Annotated in this window: 13 protein-coding genes and 1 pseudogene; 5 read left to right on the forward strand and 9 right to left on the reverse strand. The window is 70.6% G+C overall.

Going from position 1 to position 17524, the window contains the following annotated elements; translation table 11 throughout:
• Positions 1-146: 146 nt before the first annotated feature.
• Positions 147-1139, reverse strand: coding sequence for a GNAT family N-acyltransferase (locus AKJ13_RS19985; RefSeq protein ID WP_050734941.1), 993 nt, complete (start codon positions 1137-1139; stop codon positions 147-149).
• A 154-nt stretch (positions 1140-1293) separates the two neighbouring features.
• Positions 1294-1776 carry an Hsp20 family protein gene (locus AKJ13_RS19990; protein WP_007568319.1) on the reverse strand — a complete coding sequence of 161 codons (483 nt, stop codon included), beginning with the start codon at positions 1774-1776 and terminating at the stop codon, positions 1294-1296.
• Positions 1777-1970: 194 nt separating this feature from the next.
• Here AKJ13_RS19990 and AKJ13_RS19995 point away from each other — a divergent pair, with 194 nt between their 5' ends.
• Positions 1971-3002 carry an alpha/beta hydrolase gene (locus AKJ13_RS19995; protein WP_082317035.1) on the forward strand — a complete coding sequence of 344 codons (1032 nt, stop codon included), beginning with the start codon at positions 1971-1973 and terminating at the stop codon, positions 3000-3002.
• A gap of 157 nt (positions 3003-3159) precedes the next feature.
• Here AKJ13_RS19995 and AKJ13_RS20000 read toward each other — a convergent pair whose 3' ends face one another.
• Positions 3160-3684: a histidine phosphatase family protein gene (locus AKJ13_RS20000; protein WP_050734942.1), complete on the reverse strand. Its 525-nt coding sequence runs from the start codon at positions 3682-3684 to the stop codon at positions 3160-3162.
• Between the two features lie 181 nt (positions 3685-3865).
• On the opposite strand from AKJ13_RS20000, the gene AKJ13_RS20005 reads away from it, so the two are divergent.
• Complete coding sequence (locus AKJ13_RS20005; RefSeq protein ID WP_050734943.1) at positions 3866-4795, forward strand: class I fructose-bisphosphate aldolase; 930 nt, start codon at positions 3866-3868, stop codon at positions 4793-4795.
• Between the two features lie 3 nt (positions 4796-4798).
• Here AKJ13_RS20005 and AKJ13_RS20010 read toward each other — a convergent pair whose 3' ends face one another.
• The 3 genes from AKJ13_RS20010 to AKJ13_RS20020 form a co-directional block, all read right to left on the reverse strand.
• On the reverse strand, positions 4799-5650 hold the full coding sequence (locus tag AKJ13_RS20010; protein ID WP_050734952.1) for a MoxR family ATPase: 852 nt from the start codon (positions 5648-5650) through the stop codon (positions 4799-4801).
• 236 nt (positions 5651-5886) lie between these two features.
• The gene (locus AKJ13_RS20015; RefSeq protein WP_007568312.1) at positions 5887-6531 is read right to left on the reverse strand and encodes a hypothetical protein; all 645 of its coding nucleotides are present in this window, start codon (positions 6529-6531) and stop codon (positions 5887-5889) included.
• Positions 6528-7790, reverse strand: a complete 1263-nt coding sequence (locus AKJ13_RS20020) for a hypothetical protein (protein WP_007568311.1) — start codon at positions 7788-7790, stop codon at positions 6528-6530. Before AKJ13_RS20020 ends, AKJ13_RS20015 begins: the two co-directional genes overlap by 4 nt.
• Positions 7791-8109: 319 nt before the next feature.
• Between AKJ13_RS20020 and AKJ13_RS20025 the strand changes: the two genes are divergently transcribed.
• Positions 8110-9945: a cation:proton antiporter gene (locus AKJ13_RS20025; protein WP_050734944.1), complete on the forward strand. Its 1836-nt coding sequence runs from the start codon at positions 8110-8112 to the stop codon at positions 9943-9945.
• Positions 9946-9965: 20 nt separating this feature from the next.
• On the opposite strand, the gene AKJ13_RS20030 is transcribed toward AKJ13_RS20025, so the two are convergent.
• Positions 9966-10373 (reverse strand): hypothetical protein, encoded by a 408-nt coding sequence (locus AKJ13_RS20030; protein ID WP_050734945.1) that lies wholly within the window; start codon positions 10371-10373, stop codon positions 9966-9968.
• Between the two features lie 336 nt (positions 10374-10709).
• On the opposite strand from AKJ13_RS20030, the gene AKJ13_RS20035 reads away from it, so the two are divergent.
• Positions 10710-11885, forward strand: coding sequence for a VWA domain-containing protein (locus AKJ13_RS20035; protein ID WP_050734946.1), 1176 nt, complete (start codon positions 10710-10712; stop codon positions 11883-11885).
• A gap of 6 nt (positions 11886-11891) precedes the next feature.
• Here AKJ13_RS20035 and AKJ13_RS20040 read toward each other — a convergent pair whose 3' ends face one another.
• Both AKJ13_RS20040 and AKJ13_RS20045 read right to left on the reverse strand, forming a co-directional pair.
• Complete coding sequence (locus AKJ13_RS20040; RefSeq protein WP_007568306.1) at positions 11892-12212, reverse strand: 2Fe-2S iron-sulfur cluster-binding protein; 321 nt, start codon at positions 12210-12212, stop codon at positions 11892-11894.
• 212 nt (positions 12213-12424) lie between these two features.
• Entirely contained in the window at positions 12425-12742 is a 318-nt protein-coding gene (locus tag AKJ13_RS20045) for an Hpt domain-containing protein (RefSeq protein ID WP_050734947.1), read from the reverse strand.
• A 290-nt stretch (positions 12743-13032) separates the two neighbouring features.
• Here AKJ13_RS20045 and AKJ13_RS20050 point away from each other — a divergent pair.
• A pseudogene (locus AKJ13_RS20050) lies at positions 13033-17524 on the forward strand (hypothetical protein); the annotation flags it as partial.

The following is a 17524-nucleotide window of genomic DNA, read 5'->3' on the forward strand; positions in this document are numbered from 1 at the left end:
CGACAGGGATCCCAAAGGGCTTGAGCCCTTTGGCGGGGTTCGGGGCGCGCAGCCCCGAGTTCACCGGTCTCTGAGGGGCTTTTGCAGGGCTCTGCCCTGCACCCGCAAAAGGTCCCAGACCTTTTGGATCCGGGATCTTTACGGGCTCAGTTCGCCGGCGCGAAATGCCCGCGGTAGCGGGCGCCGATCGCCTCGACCGGGAGCGCCACGAACACGTCGGTGGTGCCGAACTGGTGGTCGACCACGGCGCCCTCCCCAAAGGTCGCGCCGAGCCGGAGATAGCCCTTGATCAGCGGCGGCAGCGCCTGCAGCGCCGCCTTGGGGTCCACCGCCTCGCGCGGCAGCCGGTCCATCGCCACCGCCCGCTCCGGCAGGGCCCGGGCGCGCCACTCCTCCGGGGCGCGGGCATGGTGGTGCAGGAACGAGAGCGGCAGGGCCAGCCGGTCCGGATCGGTGCCCTCCAGGCTGGCGCAGCCGATCAGCGCGTCGATCCGGTGGTGCAGGACATAGGCGTAGATCCCCTGCCAGAGCAGCTCGACGGTGCGCTTGCTCCGATAGGGCTTGAGCACGCAGGACCGGCCGAGCTCCAGCAGCCGGCGATGCCCTTGGGCCGCCAGGATCGGCTCCAGGTCGTACTCGCCCTCGGAGTAGAAGCCGGCATGGCGCTCGGCGACCTCGCCGCGCAGCAACCTGTAGGTGCCGACCACCTTGGGGTGGTGCTCGACGAAGGGCTTCTTCCGCCGCGGCGCGGCATGGTCGAGGACCAGGAGGTGGTCGCAGAGCGCGTCGTAACCGTCGGCATCGCGTCGCGACAGAGCCGCCAGGCCGGTCGGAATCGCCGCCATCTCTTCGTAGAAGACCTTGAACCGCAGGCGCTGCGCGCGGCGGATCTCGGATTTTTTCGACGCGAGCCGCACCTCGAGATTGCCGATCCGGCCCAGGCTGCGCCCCTCGAACGGCTCGGGCAGGCGGATCGCCCGCTCGGCCGACAGGACGTCGGCGATGCCGGCCGGCCCGGGCTGGGCGAGCGCGTGGCGCCGGCGCAGCTTGGCGATCGGCGCGCCGACACCCCACTGCACGCCCTTCTGCCAGCCGGCTCCGAGCGCGCTGTAGGCTCCGCGGGCGAGATTGGCGACCATGGTCGGGTTCACTCCAGGTGCACGAGCGTGCACCGTCCGGACCCATTAAAGAGCACGAAGCCCACACGTCATTATGACAGCCGCAACAAGAAAACGCCCCGGCCTGGGCCGGGGCGCTCCATCACGCTAGCGGGTTCTCAAGCCGGCGGCCGGATCAGGCCGCCTGCTGGACCGCGTCCTTGCGCACGTCACCCTCAATCACCGGCGCGGACGGGGTGCCGGCCGTGGCGATCTGGATGCGGCGGGGCTTCTTCGCCTCCGGAACCTCGCGCACGAGGTCGATGTGGAGGAGGCCGTTCTCCAGCGCCGCGCCGGTCACCTGGACGTGGTCGGCGAGCTGGAAGCGGCGCTCGAAGGAGCGGGCCGCGATGCCCTGGTGCAGGAACTCCGCCTTGGTCTCAGCCTTGCGCTCGCCCTTCAGGGTGAGGGCATTCTCCCGGACCTCGATCGACAGGTCGGACTCGGTGAAGCCGGCGACCGCGACGGTGATGCGGTAGGCGTTCTCGCCGGTCCGCTCGATGTTGTAGGGCGGGTAGGTCGGCGCCGCCTCGGCGGTGGCGAACTGGTCGAGGGCAGAGAACAGACGGTCGAAACCGACGGTGGAACGATACAGGGGGGCGAGATCGAACTGACGCATGACATATCCTCGTACGAGCAACATGCAGGGCTGGTCCGCCCGATGGGCCGGACCCGTCTTTCGTGCCGCCTGACGGCCGGCACAACCGAGATATCGGGGGTGGAAAATCGGCCTTCAAGACCCGCGGCAAGGGCCGAATCCGAGATTTTTTCGGCTACGGTCACACCGGCGCGCGGACGCAGGGAGGTGGCCCCGTGAGACGGTTCGACGGCGAGATTGGGCGGGAGCCGCCGCTCCTGACCCTGCGCGGCACGCCCGACAATCCGGTGCCGCCCGGCGGCACCCTGATCGCGGTCGGCACCCGCGACGACTGCACCCTGCGGGTGGCCTATTGGCAGACCACGGCGCGGACCTGCCGGGGCACAATCTGCCTGCTCCAGGGTCGGGCCGAGTTCATCGAGAAGTACTACGAGACCATCCAGGATCTGCGGACGCGCGGCTTCGCCGTGGTGGCGTTCGACTGGCGCGGCCAGGGCGAATCGGACCGGCGGGTCGGCGACCCGCACAAGGGCCACGTCGCCCGCTTCGACGATTACCGCCTCGACCTGAAGGCGGTGGCCGAGACGATTCTGGTGCCGCTGATGCCCGAGCCGCATGTCGGCCTGGCGCACTCGATGGGCGGCTGCGTCGCCCTGATCGGGGCGCTCGACGGCTGGCTGCCGTTCCAGCGCCTGGTGACGGTGGCACCGATGCTTTCGGTCCGGATGGTGCGCTGGCCCGCGGGGGCGGCGTTCCTGTCGCGGGCGCTGCACCGGATCGGGCTGGGCGACCGCTATATCCCTTTCGGCAAGCCGGTCTCGATCGCCACCAAGCCCTATGAAGGCAACCGCCTGTCGCGCGATCCCGTCCGCTACGCCCGCAACGCGGCCGCGGCCCGGCAGGTCGGCGCCGGCGCGGTCGGCGATCCGACGATCGCCTGGCTCGCCGAGGCGTTCCGGGCGATGGCGCGCCTGCGCGACCCGCGCGCCGCCCCGCGCATCACCCTGCCGACCCTGATCGTCGCGGCCGGCGCCGACCCGGTCTGCGGGACCCTGGACACCGAGCGGTTCGCGGCCCGGATGAAGGCCGGCCACATCCTGGTCCTGCCGGATTCCCGGCACGAGATCCTGAGCGAGCGCGACGCCATCCGGCAGGACTTCTGGGCGGCCTTCGACGCCTTCGTACCGGGCTCGCCCCTGCCCTCCCATCAGGAGGTGGAGGCCCATCACGCCGTGCCGGTGGCCTGAGCGGCTGCGGCCTCCGCGTCATGGCGGGTTTCCAAAGGGTCGAGCCCTTTGGCGGGGTGTCGGGGCGGAGCCCCGATGCGCCAGGGCTCCGCCCTGGACCCGCAAAAGGTCGAAGACCTTTTGAAACCGGGACTTTTGCGGTGCGAGTCGAGGGGTTTCAGCCCCCCAGCTCGGGGTCGATGTCCCGCGGGCGCACGAACCGCTCGAGCCGTCCCTGGCTCGGGCCGATCGCCGACCAGGTCGCGGCGTCGAAATCGATCACCGCGTAGGCGGCGGTTGGGAATTCCGTGGCGAGGCGCGTGCGCTCCTTGCGCGGCCCCTCCCCGGCCAGGGCCGTGGCGAGGTCGCCCAGGCCCGGATTGTGCCCGACGACGATCACGGTCTGCGCCGTATCGGGTGCGCCCCGGATCACGTCGAGGATCCGTTCGGCCGGCGCCTCGTAGATCTCGCGGTGGGATCGCATCTCCGACGTGCCGAGGGCGGCGGCGATTGCATCCCAGGTCTCGCGGGTGCGGGTCGCCGTGGAGACGAGGGCGAGGTCGGGCTTGATGCCCGCCTCGGCGAGGTGGGCGCCCACGGCCGGTGCGGCCCGGCGGCCGCGGTCGTTGAGCGGCCGTTCGTGGTCGGCGACGCCGGCCGGGCGGTCCGACTTGGCGTGCCGCAGCAGAATCAACCTGCGCATGGGGCTCAGTCCTTCTCGGCCTGGGGGGCGGCAGGCGCCTGGCGCGCTGCAATGTTGTCGGGGCCGGGTTAGCTCAAAGCGCGGCGCGCGGGAACCTCGGCGGCCTTGTCCGGTTCGAAAGCCTGGGCCGCCGATGCAGGACAAGCCATAGCCGGCGGTCCCTGTCGAAGGAGGTCGCCCGATGGATCGATCGCCCCGCGTTTCCGAGATCCTGTCTTGGTACGGGGCCGACAGCCCCGGCACGCTCACCAACCTCGCCCGGATGCTGGAGCACGGGCGTCTCGGCGGCACCGGCAAGATGCTGATCCTGCCGGTCGATCAGGGGTTCGAGCACGGCCCTGCCCGCAGCTTCGGCCCGAACCCGCCGGCCTACGACCCGCATTACCATTTCGAGCTCGCCCTGGCGGCGGGCTGCAGCGCCTACGCGGCACCGCTCGGCTTCCTGGAGGCGGGCGCGCGCGACTATGCCGGGCGGATCCCGCTGATCCTCAAGCTCAACAACCACGACCTGCTGGCCGACGAGGACGACCCGGAGCAGGCGATCACCGGCTCGGTGGCGGACGCGCTGCGGCTCGGTGCCGGCGCCATCGGCTTCACGATCTATCCCGGCTCGGCCCACCGCAACGCCATGTACGGCCAGATCCGGGAGATCGCCGAGGAGGCCAAGAACGCCGGGCTCGCCGTGGTGATCTGGTCCTATGCGAGGGGCTCGGCCCTGTCGAAGGAGGGCGAGACCGCCATCGACGTGATCGGCTACGCCGCGCAGATCGCCGCGCAGCTCGGCGCCCACATCATCAAGGTCAAGCTGCCCACCGCCCATATCGAGCAGGCGGCCGCCAAGAAGGTCTACGAATCCACCAGCATCCCGATCGGCACCGCGGCCGAGCGGGTGCGCCACGTGGTGCAATGCGCCTTCAACGGGCGGCGGATCGTGATCTTCTCGGGCGGCGCCCAGACCGAGGAATCGAAGTTCCTCGACGAGATCCGCGCCATCCAGGCGGGCGGCGGCTTCGGCTCGATCGTCGGCCGCAACGCCTTCCAACGCTCCAAGGCCGACGCCCTGAAGCTGCTGGGGCAGATCACCGACATCTATTCCGGTCGGGTCGGCTGAGGCTCAGCCGCCCCGCTGCTCCCGGCGCATCATGAAGGCGAGCTTCTCGAACAGGCTGACATCCTGCTCGTTCTTCAGGAGCGCGCCGTGCAGCGGCGGGATCAGCTTGCGGCCGTCGCGCTCGCGCAGGGTCTCGGGGGAAATATCCTCGGAGACGAGGAGCTTGAGCCAGTCCAGCAGTTCCGAGGTCGAGGGCTTCTTCTTGAGTCCGGGCACCTCGCGGGTCTCGAGAAAGACCCGCAGGGCCTCCTCGACCAGGCGGTGCTTGATGCCCGGATAGTGGACCTCGACGATGCGCATCAGCGTCTCGGCGTCGGGGAACTTGATGTAGTGGAAGAAGCAGCGGCGCAGGAACGCGTCCGGCAGCTCCTTCTCGTTGTTCGACGTGATGATCACGATCGGCCGGCGCACGGCCGCCACGGTCTCGCCGGTCTCGTAGACGTGGAACTCCATCCGGTCGAGTTCGGTGAGGAGGTCGTTGGGGAACTCGATATCGGCCTTGTCGATCTCGTCGATCAGCAGCACCGGGCGCTCGGGGGCGGTGAACGCCTCCCAGAGCTTGCCGCGCCGGATGTAATTGCCGATGTCCGAGACCCGCGGGTCGCCGAGCTGCGAGTCGCGCAGCCGCGAGACCGCGTCGTACTCGTAGAGCCCCTGCTGGGCCTTGGTGGTCGACTTGATGTTCCAGACGATGAGCGGCGCGCCCAGCCCCTTGGCGATCTCCTCGGCCAGCACGGTCTTGCCGGTGCCGGGCTCGCCCTTGACCAGGAGCGGACGCTCCAGGACCACGGCGGCGTTGACCGCGGCGGTCAGGTCGGGGGTCGCGACGTAGGACTCGGTTCCGGAAAATCGCATCGCGGTCTCGGAGAGGCTGGCCTGGGGGCACGGGTAGCGCGGGGTGGCGGCGTGCCGCAAGCGCGACGCTGTTTCCAATCCATCCCCTCATCCTGAGGTGCCCGCGTCAGCGGGCCTCGAAGGAGGGCTCCAGGGATCGCGGTGCGTTCTGGAGGTCTCCTTCGAGGCCTCCGCTGCGCTCCGGCACCTCAGGATGAGGCTGAGGATTGGATCCGCGGGTCATTCCTGGGTTCGCCTCAACCCTTCTCGTGCCAGACGCAGTTCCGGGCCAGGATCTCCAGGTTCACGTCGGATTTCTGCGGCTGAGGAAGGGTCTTGGTGTCCATGGCGAGGTCGATCTTGATTTCGACCTGACCCTTCGACTCGTTGGAGCGGCGGGAGAAGTAGCAATATTGCTGGTAGGGCTGGTCGGCGTTGTCCTTGAAGTTCCAGCCGGTGACGATCTGGCCGTCGAGATAGGGCACCTGCTTGAACACCGTGAAGGTGGTGTTCACCGCCGCCTTCGAGGCCGGGGCGGCATCGCTGCCGAGCTGCGCCTTGGTGGGTGTCGGCGTGCCGCCGCCGAGCTTGGGCAGGCCCTCGAGCTTGAGCGTGTTGTCGGTCAGGGTGACCTCGCCCTTGGTCTTCAGGGTCACGTCCGAGAGCGCGGCCTGCATGGCGGCGGCGATCTTCTCGGCGGCCGTGTCGAACTGGTTGAGGGTCGCCCAGCCATAGGCCGCCGCCCCGACGCCGATGCCGGCCAGGCACGCGAAGGCGCCGAAGCCCAATGCCCGGAACAGGAAGGCCCGGGCCGCGACGTAGCTCGAATCCGCGCGCAGGCGCGAATTCACCTGCTGGGCGAGGGCGACGTTCTCAGGGGTCCCGCCGGCGACGTAGTTCATGCGCCGGCTCCCGCGGCAGGTAGGGTCTGCTGGCCCGGAAGGGTCTGGCCGGGCAGGCTCTGCTGGCCCTGGGCCGGGCGGTTCATCGGGATCACCGCGCCCGTGGCGTTGGCCGCCCGGGGCAGGATCGGCTCGGGGTTCGAGCGCAGCGCATCGGCGATCGCGTCGAGCATGAACGGCGCGGCCTCCGGGTTCACGGCGGCGCCGAGGTCGTCCTCATCCATGAAGGTCCGGCGGGTCGAGACCGCGCAGAGCGCCAGGATGGTCGATGCAAAGGCGGCGCAGACGGCCGGCAGGAACACGAAGATGCGCAGGAAGGCGTGGACCTGGCTCTCGGTCACGTCGATCGGGTCGACGCCGTAGACCATCGCGGTGAAGGAATGCAGCTGCGAGCGGTTGACCGCGTTCCGGTAGGCCTGCTCGGCATCGGCCACGCGCCGGTCGGCGGCGCCGGGATCGAGCGTCGCGCGCGCCTTGCGGGCCTCCTCAAGGCTCTTGATCAGGGCGGCGCGGTCGGCCGACGCCTTGGTGACGCCCGCCGACAGGGCGGCCACGCGCGGATCGGCCACGCATTTCAGGTTCTGGTACTTGCGGCCCTTGCTGTTGGTGCCGAACACCCGCTCGCAGCGCTGGGCCGGGAGGCCGGCGAGCTGCTGGGCATTGTCGGAGGACCGCTTCTCGATCTGGTCGAGCTCGGCGGTGTACTGCGCCACCCGCTCGTCCGCCGCCTTGATGCGGTCGCCGATCGTGGCGCGGTCGGCCTGGGCGTCCTTCAGGGCGGTCTTGGTCCTGGCAGCCTCCATCAGGCGGGGATGGAACATCATCTCGCCGAGCTGCGACACCGACTTAGTGGTCACCCCGGCCGCGAAGATGATGCCGAGCACCGCGAGTCCGCGCACGAAATGCGAGCGCTGGGTCCGGGCCAGGATGCCGAGCGGCACCCGGCAGAGCTCCACGGCAGCGTAGACCAGGGGCGCCAGCAGCATGAAGTAGAAGGCGTGCCAGTCGCCGTCGCTGTAGACGCCCGCGAACAGCCAGGCCCCCCAGAGCGAGGCGCCGATCACCATGAATTCGACCAGGTAGGCGATCGCGACGTAGCCCCATTTGATCCGGTAGCCGCGGTCGACGTGACGCTGGTGCTGCCACCGATCCGATTCGAGCTTCCACTCGCGGCGCTCGCGCGCGAGGTCGCGGCTCGGGGGCGCCTTGGGGCCAGAGAATATCGACTTGATGGAGATCATCGGCCTCGTCACATCCATCGGGTCCAGTCGTGGGCTCAATCGTATCGTCGAAGGCGCGGCCTGGGCCGAACTTAACTGCCGGTTAACTCCAGCGTGTATGCGGGCATTGTGCCGATTTTGGGCCGCACCGCACCCATTCCCCGGTGGATCGTCGGCAAACGTCGTCCGGGTGGCGGAAATGTCTCACCTCAAGTGTGTATCCGGCTTGTGTCCGAGCGCACCTTGCCGGCCTTGCGGATCGCAAAAGCGGTTGCCCAGGGGGCGGGGTCGACCCATGATCGCGCATCCGTGATCGGCCTCCGCACCGGCCGGAAACAGGAGGTTCGATCCGCCGCCGATGCCAGAGGTCCATGCCGGCTCCTACAAGGAAGCGATCCTGTTCCTCGTGACGGCAGGCATCGTGGTGCCGTTGTTCCACCGCCTGCGGATCTCCCCGGTGCTGGGCTTCATCGGCGCCGGAGCCCTGCTCGGCCCCTTCGGCCTCGGACGGCTGGCCGACACGCATCCTTACGTCCACCTCTTCACCATCGGCAATCGCACCGAGATCTCGCATCTGGCCGAGTTCGGGGTGATCTTCCTGATGTTCATGATCGGGGTCGAGCTGTCGTGGGAGCGTCTGCGGACCCTGCGCCGGCTCGTCTTCGGCCTCGGCTCGCTGCAGGTCGGCTGCTCGACGCTGATCCTCGGGGCGATCCTGTACGGGCTGCAGGTGCCGCTCGCCGGCGCGGTGATCGTCGGCATCGGGCTCGCCCTGTCGTCGACCGCGGTGGTGCTGCCGGTCCTGGCCGAGCAGAAGCGGCTCAACGCCCCCTCCGGCCGCGCCAGCTTCGCGGTCCTGCTGTTCCAGGATCTCGCGGTCGCCCCGGTGCTGTTCGCCATCGCGGTCCTCGGCCGCGGCGACGAGGGCGACAAGGGCTGGGCGCTGGCCATGGCGCTGGGCCAGGCCGCCATCGCGCTGGTGCTGATCGTGATCGCCGGACGCCTCGCCCTGCGCCCGCTGTTCCAGCTCGTGGCGCGGACGCGCTCCACCGAGCTGTTCATGGCGGCCTGCCTGCTGGTGATCGTCGGCACCGCGCTGACGGCGGCGGCGAGCGGCCTGTCGATGACGCTGGGCGCCTTCGTGGCCGGGCTGCTGCTCGCCGAGACCGAGTATCGCCGGGCGATCGAGGCGACGATCGACCCGTTCAAGGGCCTGCTCCTCGGCGTGTTCTTCGTCTCGGTGGGCATGAACCTGGACCCGGCCCAGCTCATGGCGGCGCCCGGGGCGATCATCGGCCTGTCGCTGGCCCTGGTCCTGATCAAGGCCGCGGTGGTGATGATGGCGGCCCCCGCCCTCAAGATCTCCCGGCCGGTGGCGCTGGAGGCGGCCCTGCTGCTCGGGCCCGGCGGCGAGTTCGCCTTCGTGCTGATCGGCGGCGCGATCGCCACCGGGCTGGTCCCGGAGGATGTCGGCGCGGCCGCCCTGATCGTGACCACGGTTACGATGATCATGATCCCGGCGCTCGCGGCCCTGGGCCGCCGGCTGAGCCGGCGCGCCACCAGCGCCGGCCTGGCCGCCATGAAGTCGGAGCCGCTGCCCGACAAGGTCGAGAACCGGGTGGTGATCGCGGGCTTCGGCCGCGTCGGCCGCCAGGTCGCCGAGATGCTGGACCGTCACGGGATCCCCTACCTCGCCCTCGATTCCGATGCGGCGCGGGTCGCCGAGCAGCGCCGCGCCGGTGCGCCGGTCTATTTCGGAGATTCCGGCAACACCGAGATCCTGCGCCGCTGCGACATCGCCACGGCGCGCGCCCTGGTGGTGACGCTCGACAACCCGCGGGCGGTCGAGCAGGCGGTGGCGGCGGCCCGGGCGGAGCGGCCGGATCTGACGATCGTCGCCCGCGCGCGCGATGCCCGCCACGCCTCGGCCCTGTACGAGCTCGGCGTCGACGACGCGGTGCCGGAGACGATCGAGGCCTCCCTGCAATTGTCGGAGGCGGTGCTGGTCGATGTCGGCGTGCCGATGGGCCTCGTCATCGCGTCGATCCACGAACGGCGGGACGAGTATCGCGCGCTTCTGAAGAAGCGCGAGAACGAGGCCAAGCCGATCTTCCGGGCCCGGCGCACGGTGGGCAAGGCCCTCGGCAAGCCGCTGGCCAAGAAGGAGGCTGCTGCCGCGCGCCAAGAGGCTTGAGCGGGCCTGAGCCGGCCGATTCAGGCCGGGGCCAGATGGACCTCGGCGTGCTTGGGCTGCCGCGACACGCGGTTGCGCGGTGCCGGCTCGAAACCATCGGCGAAGCTGCACCGGTAGACCAGCTCGTCCGCCGGCCCGAGGCCGGTGACCAGGGGGACGGTCACGGTGTCCCCCGAGAAGCGCCAGCCCCGCGCCCCCTTGTCCCAGTACAGCCACACGGTCCCGGGGAACCCCCGTAGGGTGAACACCGCGGCCTTGCGCGACAGAGCCTGCACGGCGCGCGGCGCGTACATGCCCTTGGCGCGGTAGGCCTCCCGGGTCGATTCGGGTTGGCGATCCATGAAGGTGTTGCGCACCAGTTGAATCGTCGCGCCCGGCTTCCCGAGAAACCGCTTGAAATCCGTCAGATTCCGCAGGATGACCGCCATTGCAGGTCTCCTCGCTTCGCTTGGTGCGGCACGCGTCCTCGCGGCTGAACACACCTGATGCCCCGAGTTGAGCGCTTCCCGTGACGGTTTCAGTGACTGCTCGAGGCTTGGCCGCGCACATATCAACAGATTCGGCGACTTATGCCCAACTTATGAGTCTCCGCGCCCGCTGAAGACTCTCCGGGTGCCCCTGGACGAGGCCTTTGCCCCTGCCTGAATCTTGTCGACCATTGGCGACGACCCGCAGAACAGGCCTAGAAGTCCCGCCGGGCCCAGCCTGAACTTGGCTGATTCGCCGGGCTTGACCCCGGCGTTTTGCTGGCGCGTTCTTCGGGGATGCTGCTGCAGTTCTTCACGGCCCTCCGGGATGCCAAGGTTCCCGTCTCTCTCAAGGAGTACCTGACCCTGCTCGGCGCCCTGGAGCGAGGCTTGGCCGAGCACGACGTCGAGGCCTTCTATTTCCTGTCGCGCACGGCGCTGGTGAAGGACGAGGCGCATCTCGACCGGTTCGACCGGGTGTTCGGCACCGTGTTCAAGGGGCTGGAGACCCTCGGCGAGGCGGTGGCGCCCACGGCGATTCCCGAGGAATGGCTGCGCAAGCTCGCGGAGAAGTACCTAACCGAGGCCGAGAAGGCCGAATTGCAGGCGCTCGGCTGGGACAAGCTGTTCGAGACGCTCAAGCAGCGGCTGGCCGAGCAGAAGGAGCGCCACCAGGGCGGCTCGAAGTGGATCGGCACCGGCGGGACCTCACCGTTCGGCGCCTATGGCTACAATCCCGAGGGCATCCGGATCGGCCAGGACGGGAACCGCAACTTCCGCGCGGTGAAGGTCTGGGACAAGCGCGAATTCAAGGATCTCGACGACGACCGCGAGATCGGCGCGCGCAACATGCGGATCGCGCTGCGCCGGCTGCGCCGCTTCGCGCGGACCGGGGCGGCGGAGGAGCTCGACCTCGACGGCACGATCCGCGAGAGCGCCCGCCAGGGCTATATCGACGTGCGGCTGCGGCCGGAGCGGCGCAACGCGGTCAAGGTGCTGCTGTTCCTGGACGTCGGCGGCTCGATGGACTGGCACATCGAGCAGGCGGAGGCGCTGTTCTCCGCGGCGCGCTCGGAGTTCAAGCACCTCGCGCATTACTACTTCCACAACTGCCCCTACGAGGCGGTCTGGACCGAGAACCGCCGCCGGCACGAGGCCAGGACCCCGCTGCCGGAGGTGATCCGCACCTATGGCAGCGACTACCGGGTGGTGTTCGTGGGCGACGCCTCGATGAGCCCCTACGAGATCGCCACGCCGGGCGGCTCGGTGGAGCATTGGAACGCGGAGCCCGGCGCCGTGTGGATGCAGCGGCTCCTCGACCATTTTCCGAAGGCGGCGTGGCTGAACCCGGTGCCGGAGACCCACTGGGGCTACACCCAGTCGATCGGGATGGTGCAGCGGCTCGTAGGCGGTCGCATGTTCCCCCTGACCCTCGACGGGCTCGACGCGGCGGCCCGGGCGCTGGTGCGGTGAGGGCTGCTACCCCTGCTGCGCCGGAGTCGAGACGACCAGCCCGTCCAGGTTCGGCGCGATCTTGATCTGGCAGGACAGGCGGGAATTCTCGCGCACGTCGGAGGCGAAATCGAGCATGTCCTGCTCCATGTCCTGGGCCTTGCCCACGACGTCGATCCAATCGTCGGCCACGTAGACGTGGCAGGTGGCGCAGGCGCAGGCGCCGCCGCATTCCGCGTCGATGCCCGGGACGTTGTTGCGCAACGCCGTCTCCATCACGGTCGCGCCGACGCTGCCTTCGACGGTCCTCTCCGTCCCGGCGTGGTCGACGTAAGTGATCTTGGGCATGCTCGGCTCCGGGCTCGCGTCGAGCGGCCTCGCTTCGACGGGCGGGGTGACTGCTTGGCGGCTGAGGCCATGGAATGCAAGCGCGGCGGCGGCGGTCCGTTCCGGATCGATCGCCGCATCGGCGCGCTCGGTCGGAACGCGCGCCTCAGATTTAGAGCGTGCGTCGCCCAAGGGGATACCTGAGGGGATACCCGTTCGGCGAGGACGTCAGCTCACTGCGCGGGCTCGATTTCGGCCAGCGCCGCCGCGACGGCCTGAACGAGCGCGTCGAGCGCGGCCGGCTCGGCGCCGGCGCGCAACTGTGCCTCGACGGCGTCCGCGCAGGCCCGGACCCGCGTGGCGCCGACGCCGGCGGCCGATCCCTTCAGGGTGTGGGCGAGGTCGGCGCGCTGGGGGACCGGCAGGGCCGGGTCGGTGAGCCGGGGCAGGATCGAGCGGCATTGGCCGGCGAACAGCGCCAGCACCTCATGAGCCAGCGCCGCGTCGCCGCCGGTCTGCGCATCGAGCTCCGCACGGTCGATGGCCAGCATGCTCGCACTCCCGGAATCCGCAATCTTCTGGGGGTTGCCGAACCGATCCCCATGATTCACCCCCCGATTCGCTGGACGGGGATCGCGCAGGGACCCTCATCTGCGCCAAGATGGTGGGGCCGGAAGGCAGCGGCGCCAGTAACCATACCGGTAACGGTTTCTGGGGTCGGCCGGCGGCTCGGGTATCGGCAATCGGTGTCCGCGTCTAATCCTGTAATGGTAAACGGGACGTTGCGTCTCTGGCATCAGCCTCCCCAGGTGCCGGTGAAACCCGTGTGACGAGGCGTTGAATGGCGACCGAGAAGAAGCTGAAGGACCCGGCCGAGGCCGCGCTCTCTGCGATCGAGCAGGCGCTGAACCTCGACGCCCTGACGCCGACCGGCACCGAAAGCCGCGCCGAGCCGCGCCTGCCCGATGTCGGGGATGCCGATCCCCTGCTCGACGGCGCCCTCGATCCGGCCGGCCGCCAGACGCCGCCGCGCCTCGACCTCGACCCGCCGCTGGCTTCCGACCTGCCCCCGCCCGGCCGCGAGCGCCCGCGGCGCGAGGGCGGCCTGCTGCCGCCCGACCGTTCGCTGGTGGCGAATGACGACCGGCGCAACATCGGCATCCTGCAGCAAACCCTGCGAGTGCGGTCCTCGCCCAAGCCCTATCTGTTCGCGCTTCTGGCCGGTCTCGCCTGGATCGCCGGCCTGGTTCTGGTCGCCTGGCTGCAATCCGGCGGCGACCTGCGCGGCGTCGTCTCGGGCCTCACCGCCCTCCAGGCGACGGTGGGCGCCGCCGCCCTGCTCGGCCCGGTCGTCCTGTTCGTGATCGCCGCCATGCTGGCGGCCCGGGCCCAGGAGATGCGCCTTGTCGCCCGTGCGGTCGGCGAGGTCGCGGTGCGCCTGGCCGAGCCCGAAAGCTTCTCCACCGATGCCGTCCTGACCATGTCGCAGACCGTGCGCCGGGAAGTCGCCGCGGTCGGCGACGGCGTCGAGCGTGCGCTCGCCCGAGCCGGCGAGCTGGAGACCCTGGTCCGCGGCGAGATCGCCACGCTGGAGCGGGCCTATTCCGACAACGAGATCCGCATCCGCTCCCTGGTCGAGGAACTGGTCGCCCAGCGGGAATCCATCGTCACCAACGCCGAGCGCGTGCGCGGCGCGATCACCGGCTCGCACCAGAGCCTGAGCCAGGAGCTGGAAGGCGCGTCCGAGCGGATCGTCATGGCGCTGACCGGCGCCGGCGAGCGCGTGACCGGGGCGCTCGACGCCCGCGGCGCCGCCATCACGGCCTCCCTGGGTGACGCGGGCGACCGGGTCGTCAACCTGATGACCGGGCGCGGCGACGAGCTGATCGAGAGCCTCGCAAACACCAGCGAGAGCGTGCGCGGCAGCCTGCTGGAGGTCGGCGAGACCCTGACGCGGGCCTTCGAGACCCGCGCCCGCGACGTGAGCGGCGCCTTCGAGGCAACCGGGAATGCCCTCACCGGGCGGATCGCCGAGAGCACCGCCTCCGTGGCCCAGAGCCTGGCCGAGACCGGCCTGCGCGTGAGCGAGACCCTGGAGCGCCAGGGCGGCGTCGTGCGCGAGAGCTTCGAGCGCTCGGTGATCGGCCTCGAGAACGCCTTCCTGTCGCGGGGCTCCGAGCTGACGGAGCGCTTCGGCGCGATGGGGACCCAGATCACCGCGCGCTTCGCCGAGACGGGGGCCGCACTCACCCAGGACATCGCCGGCCGCGGCTTGGCGCTGCGCAGCGAGATCGAGAATGCCGGCCTCTCCGTCGCCGAGGCGATCGAGAGCCGCGGCCGCGACGCGCAGGCCGCCCTCGCGCTTGCCATGGGCGGCGTCGGCGAGACGCTGACCAACCAGGCCGGCACCGTGCGCGACGAGCTGATCGGCACCGCCGAGCGGATCGCCGAGACGATCTCGGAGCGCGGCAACGCCCTGGCCGAGCGGATGGACGGGATCGCCGCGCGCCTGCACGACACCGTGACGGTGCAGGCCTCGGATCTCGAGACCCGCGTCGAAGCCGCGGCCGAGCGCGCCGGCGGCCACATCACCGACCGGACCCAGGCTGCCACCCAGACCCTGGAATCCGCCTTCTCGGCGCTGGGCCACGGCTTCGAGGCCGGGGCCGCCGCCGCCGTCCAGTCCCTGCGTGGCTCCGCCAGCGCGGTCACCGGCGAGGTCGAGGCCCATACCCGCGACGCCTCCGCCCGCCTGGTCGATACCCTCCAGACCCTGCGCCACGGCTCGGCCGAGGTGACCAGCGCCGTCGAGGCCGAGACCGCGAGCCTGCTCGCCCGCTTCCGCGACGCCGCCGACCGGGCCGGCACCGAGTTCGGCGAGCGCGGTTCCGCGGCGTTGACCGCCCTGCGCGCCGCCCTGGACGACCTCAACCGCGAGCTGTCGGCCCACACCAACGATGCCACCGGCAGCCTGTCGCAGGCCGCCCGCGCCATCTCGGACGACCTCGCCGCCCGCATCGGCGAGATGGAGGCGGCCTTCGGCGCGCACGGCAAGGGCGTCGCCGAGCTCCTGGCCAGCCACGCCGAGGAGACCCAGACCCGGATCAGCGGCACCGGCCGCGACATCGTGCTCGCGGTGGCGAGCCAGGGCGCCCGCATCGCCGACACGCTCAGCCAGACCGGCGCGAGCTTCGCCGAGACCGCCGACGGCCGTGTCCGGGCCATTGACGAGACGCTCGGCAGCCGCCTTGCCGCCCTGCAGGAGACCATCGCCCGCGGCGACATCCTGGCCGACCGCATCGGCCGCGACACGGCCCATCTCGGCGAGACCGTCGGGGCGCGACTGGAGGAGATGGACCGGCTCATCACCGTCAAGGGCCAGGCCGTGGCCGAGACCATCGCGACCCGCGCCCGCGAGGCCGGCAGCCTGGTCGAGACCCATCTCGGCACCCTGGAGGAGCGTTCGGCCAAGCGCGCGGCCGAGATCGGCGAGCTCGTGGCCAACCTGGTCGACCATGTCGACAACCGGATCGACTCCCGCGGCAAGGCCCTGGACGAGGCGCTGGCCGCCCGGACCGGGGAGATGGCCCGGATCATGGACGAGAGCAGCCGCAACCTGGTCGCGATGCTCGATGGCCGGGCCGAAGGGCTCGGACAGGATATCGACCGGCGCACCGCCGAGATGGCCCGCCGCATCGCGGGCAGCGCGGAGCATTTCGACGCGGGCGTCATCAATCGCCTGCAGGAGATCGCCAACGCCCTGGAGGAGCGCGCCCGCCTGGTGGACGAGAGCTTCGGCGTGCAGGCCTTCGAGGCGATCCGCCTGATCGAGGCGCGCACCCGCGCGGTCGACGAGGAGCTGGCCGGCCGGACCCGCGACCTGGTCGCCACGATCACCGATCGGACCGGCGGGATCGACAAGGCGATGGCCGACAGCATCGGCACCCTCACCGGCGCCGTTGCGGAATCGACGCGCGTCCTCGAAGCCTCGCTGTCGGGCCGCATCCAGGAGATCGTCCAGCTGGTCGACGAGCGGGCCCAGAGCGCCGACGCGGCCCTCTCCGCCCGCACCGAGGCCGTGCGCGCGGCCTTCGCCGAGCGCTCGGAGCTGCTGGCGAAGCTGATCGACGAGCGCATCACCGCCATGTCGAGCGAGCTCGACGAGAAGGGCCGGACCGTGTTCGGGGCGATCGGCGGCCGCATCACCGAGCTGGCGCGCCTGTTCGACCGCGGCGGCACCTCGCTGGCCGAGCTGATCGACCAGCGCGGCGAGAGCGTCCTGGCCAAGCTCCAGCAGACCATCGCGGATGCCGAGCGCATGCTCGAGGCCGGCGAGGGCCGCCTGGGCCACACCCTGTCGAGCCGCACCGCCGACATCAGCGGCCTGCTCGACGAGGGCGTGCGCTCGGTCCACGGCCTGCTCGACGACCGCACCAACCAGATCCGCGTGATGCTGGACGGCCATGCCGGCACCCTGGCCAGCACCCTCGACGGCCGCATGGGCCCGCTCAACGAGGCTCTGGATACCCGCGGCCGCGCGCTGATCGCCGCCGTCGAGGAAGCCTTCGGCAGCGCCGCCGGCAGCCTGGATTCCCGGACGCAGGCGCTCGGCAGCCTGTTCGACGAGCGCCTCGGTCACCTGGAGAACCTGGTCGAGGGCCGCGGCAACCGTCTCGCCGAGACCCTGGATGCCCGCGCCCAGGGTCTGCGGACCCTGTTCGAGGAAGCCCACAACGCCCTCGACGCGGTGGTGGAGGGCGGCGGTGGCCGCTTCGCCGCCTCGGTCGACACCAAGATCCAGGCCTTGCGGACGATGCTGGAGGAGGCGCCCGCCGCCGTCACCGCTCTGGTCGAGACCCGCGAGCGCCAGCTCGCCGCGACGCTCGACAGCCGCACGCAGCGCCTGCGCGCCCTGTTCGAGGAGGCCCAGGCCGGTCTGCGCGACCTCGTGGAGGTACGCGGCCAGGAACTCGCCGACACGATCACGACCCGGACCGAGGGCCTGCGCCAGACCCTCGACGCTGCCCCCACCGACATGGCCGACCTGCTGGACGCGCGCTTCGCGGACCTGCGGGCCCTGTTCGAGCGGGCTCAAGCCGAGATCGACCGCCTGGTCGACGGCCGCAGCCGCGAGATCGCCGGGACGATCGAGCACCGGACCCAGGCCCTGCAGAGCGTGATCGAGCAGGCGAGCCCGGCCATCGCCGGAATGATGGAGGCCCGCGAGCACCAATTCGCCGAGGCGTTCGAGGCCCGCAGCGGCCAGCTCGAAGCTCTGTTCGCCCGGGCGCAAGCCGAGATCGACCGCCTGGTCGACGGCCGCAGCCGCGAGA

The organism is Methylobacterium sp. ARG-1 (genome assembly GCF_001262595.1).
In the GTDB taxonomy this organism is placed as follows: Bacteria; Pseudomonadota; Alphaproteobacteria; order Rhizobiales; family Beijerinckiaceae; genus Methylobacterium; species Methylobacterium brachiatum.

What these genes read in the sequence shown, in the direction of transcription:
- AKJ13_RS19985 (WP_050734941.1), bottom strand. Translation starts at nt 1,139, where the DNA reads ATGGTCGCCAATCTCGCCCGCGGAGCCTACAGCGCGCTCGGAGCCGGC.
- AKJ13_RS19990 (WP_007568319.1), bottom strand. Translation starts at nt 1,776, where the DNA reads ATGCGTCAGTTCGATCTCGCCCCCCTGTATCGTTCCACCGTCGGTTTC.
- AKJ13_RS20000 (WP_050734942.1), bottom strand. Translation starts at nt 3,684, where the DNA reads ATGCGCAGGTTGATTCTGCTGCGGCACGCCAAGTCGGACCGCCCGGCC.
- AKJ13_RS20005 (WP_050734943.1), top strand. Translation starts at nt 3,866, where the DNA reads ATGGATCGATCGCCCCGCGTTTCCGAGATCCTGTCTTGGTACGGGGCC.
- AKJ13_RS20010 (WP_050734952.1), bottom strand. Translation starts at nt 5,650, where the DNA reads ATGCGATTTTCCGGAACCGAGTCCTACGTCGCGACCCCCGACCTGACC.
- AKJ13_RS20015 (WP_007568312.1), bottom strand. Translation starts at nt 6,531, where the DNA reads ATGAACTACGTCGCCGGCGGGACCCCTGAGAACGTCGCCCTCGCCCAG.
- AKJ13_RS20020 (WP_007568311.1), bottom strand. Translation starts at nt 7,790, where the DNA reads ATGGATGTGACGAGGCCGATGATCTCCATCAAGTCGATATTCTCTGGC.
- AKJ13_RS20025 (WP_050734944.1), top strand. Translation starts at nt 8,110, where the DNA reads ATGCCAGAGGTCCATGCCGGCTCCTACAAGGAAGCGATCCTGTTCCTC.
- AKJ13_RS20030 (WP_050734945.1), bottom strand. Translation starts at nt 10,373, where the DNA reads ATGGCGGTCATCCTGCGGAATCTGACGGATTTCAAGCGGTTTCTCGGG.
- AKJ13_RS20035 (WP_050734946.1), top strand. Translation starts at nt 10,710, where the DNA reads ATGCTGCTGCAGTTCTTCACGGCCCTCCGGGATGCCAAGGTTCCCGTC.
- AKJ13_RS20040 (WP_007568306.1), bottom strand. Translation starts at nt 12,212, where the DNA reads ATGCCCAAGATCACTTACGTCGACCACGCCGGGACGGAGAGGACCGTC.
- AKJ13_RS20045 (WP_050734947.1), bottom strand. Translation starts at nt 12,742, where the DNA reads ATGCTGGCCATCGACCGTGCGGAGCTCGATGCGCAGACCGGCGGCGAC.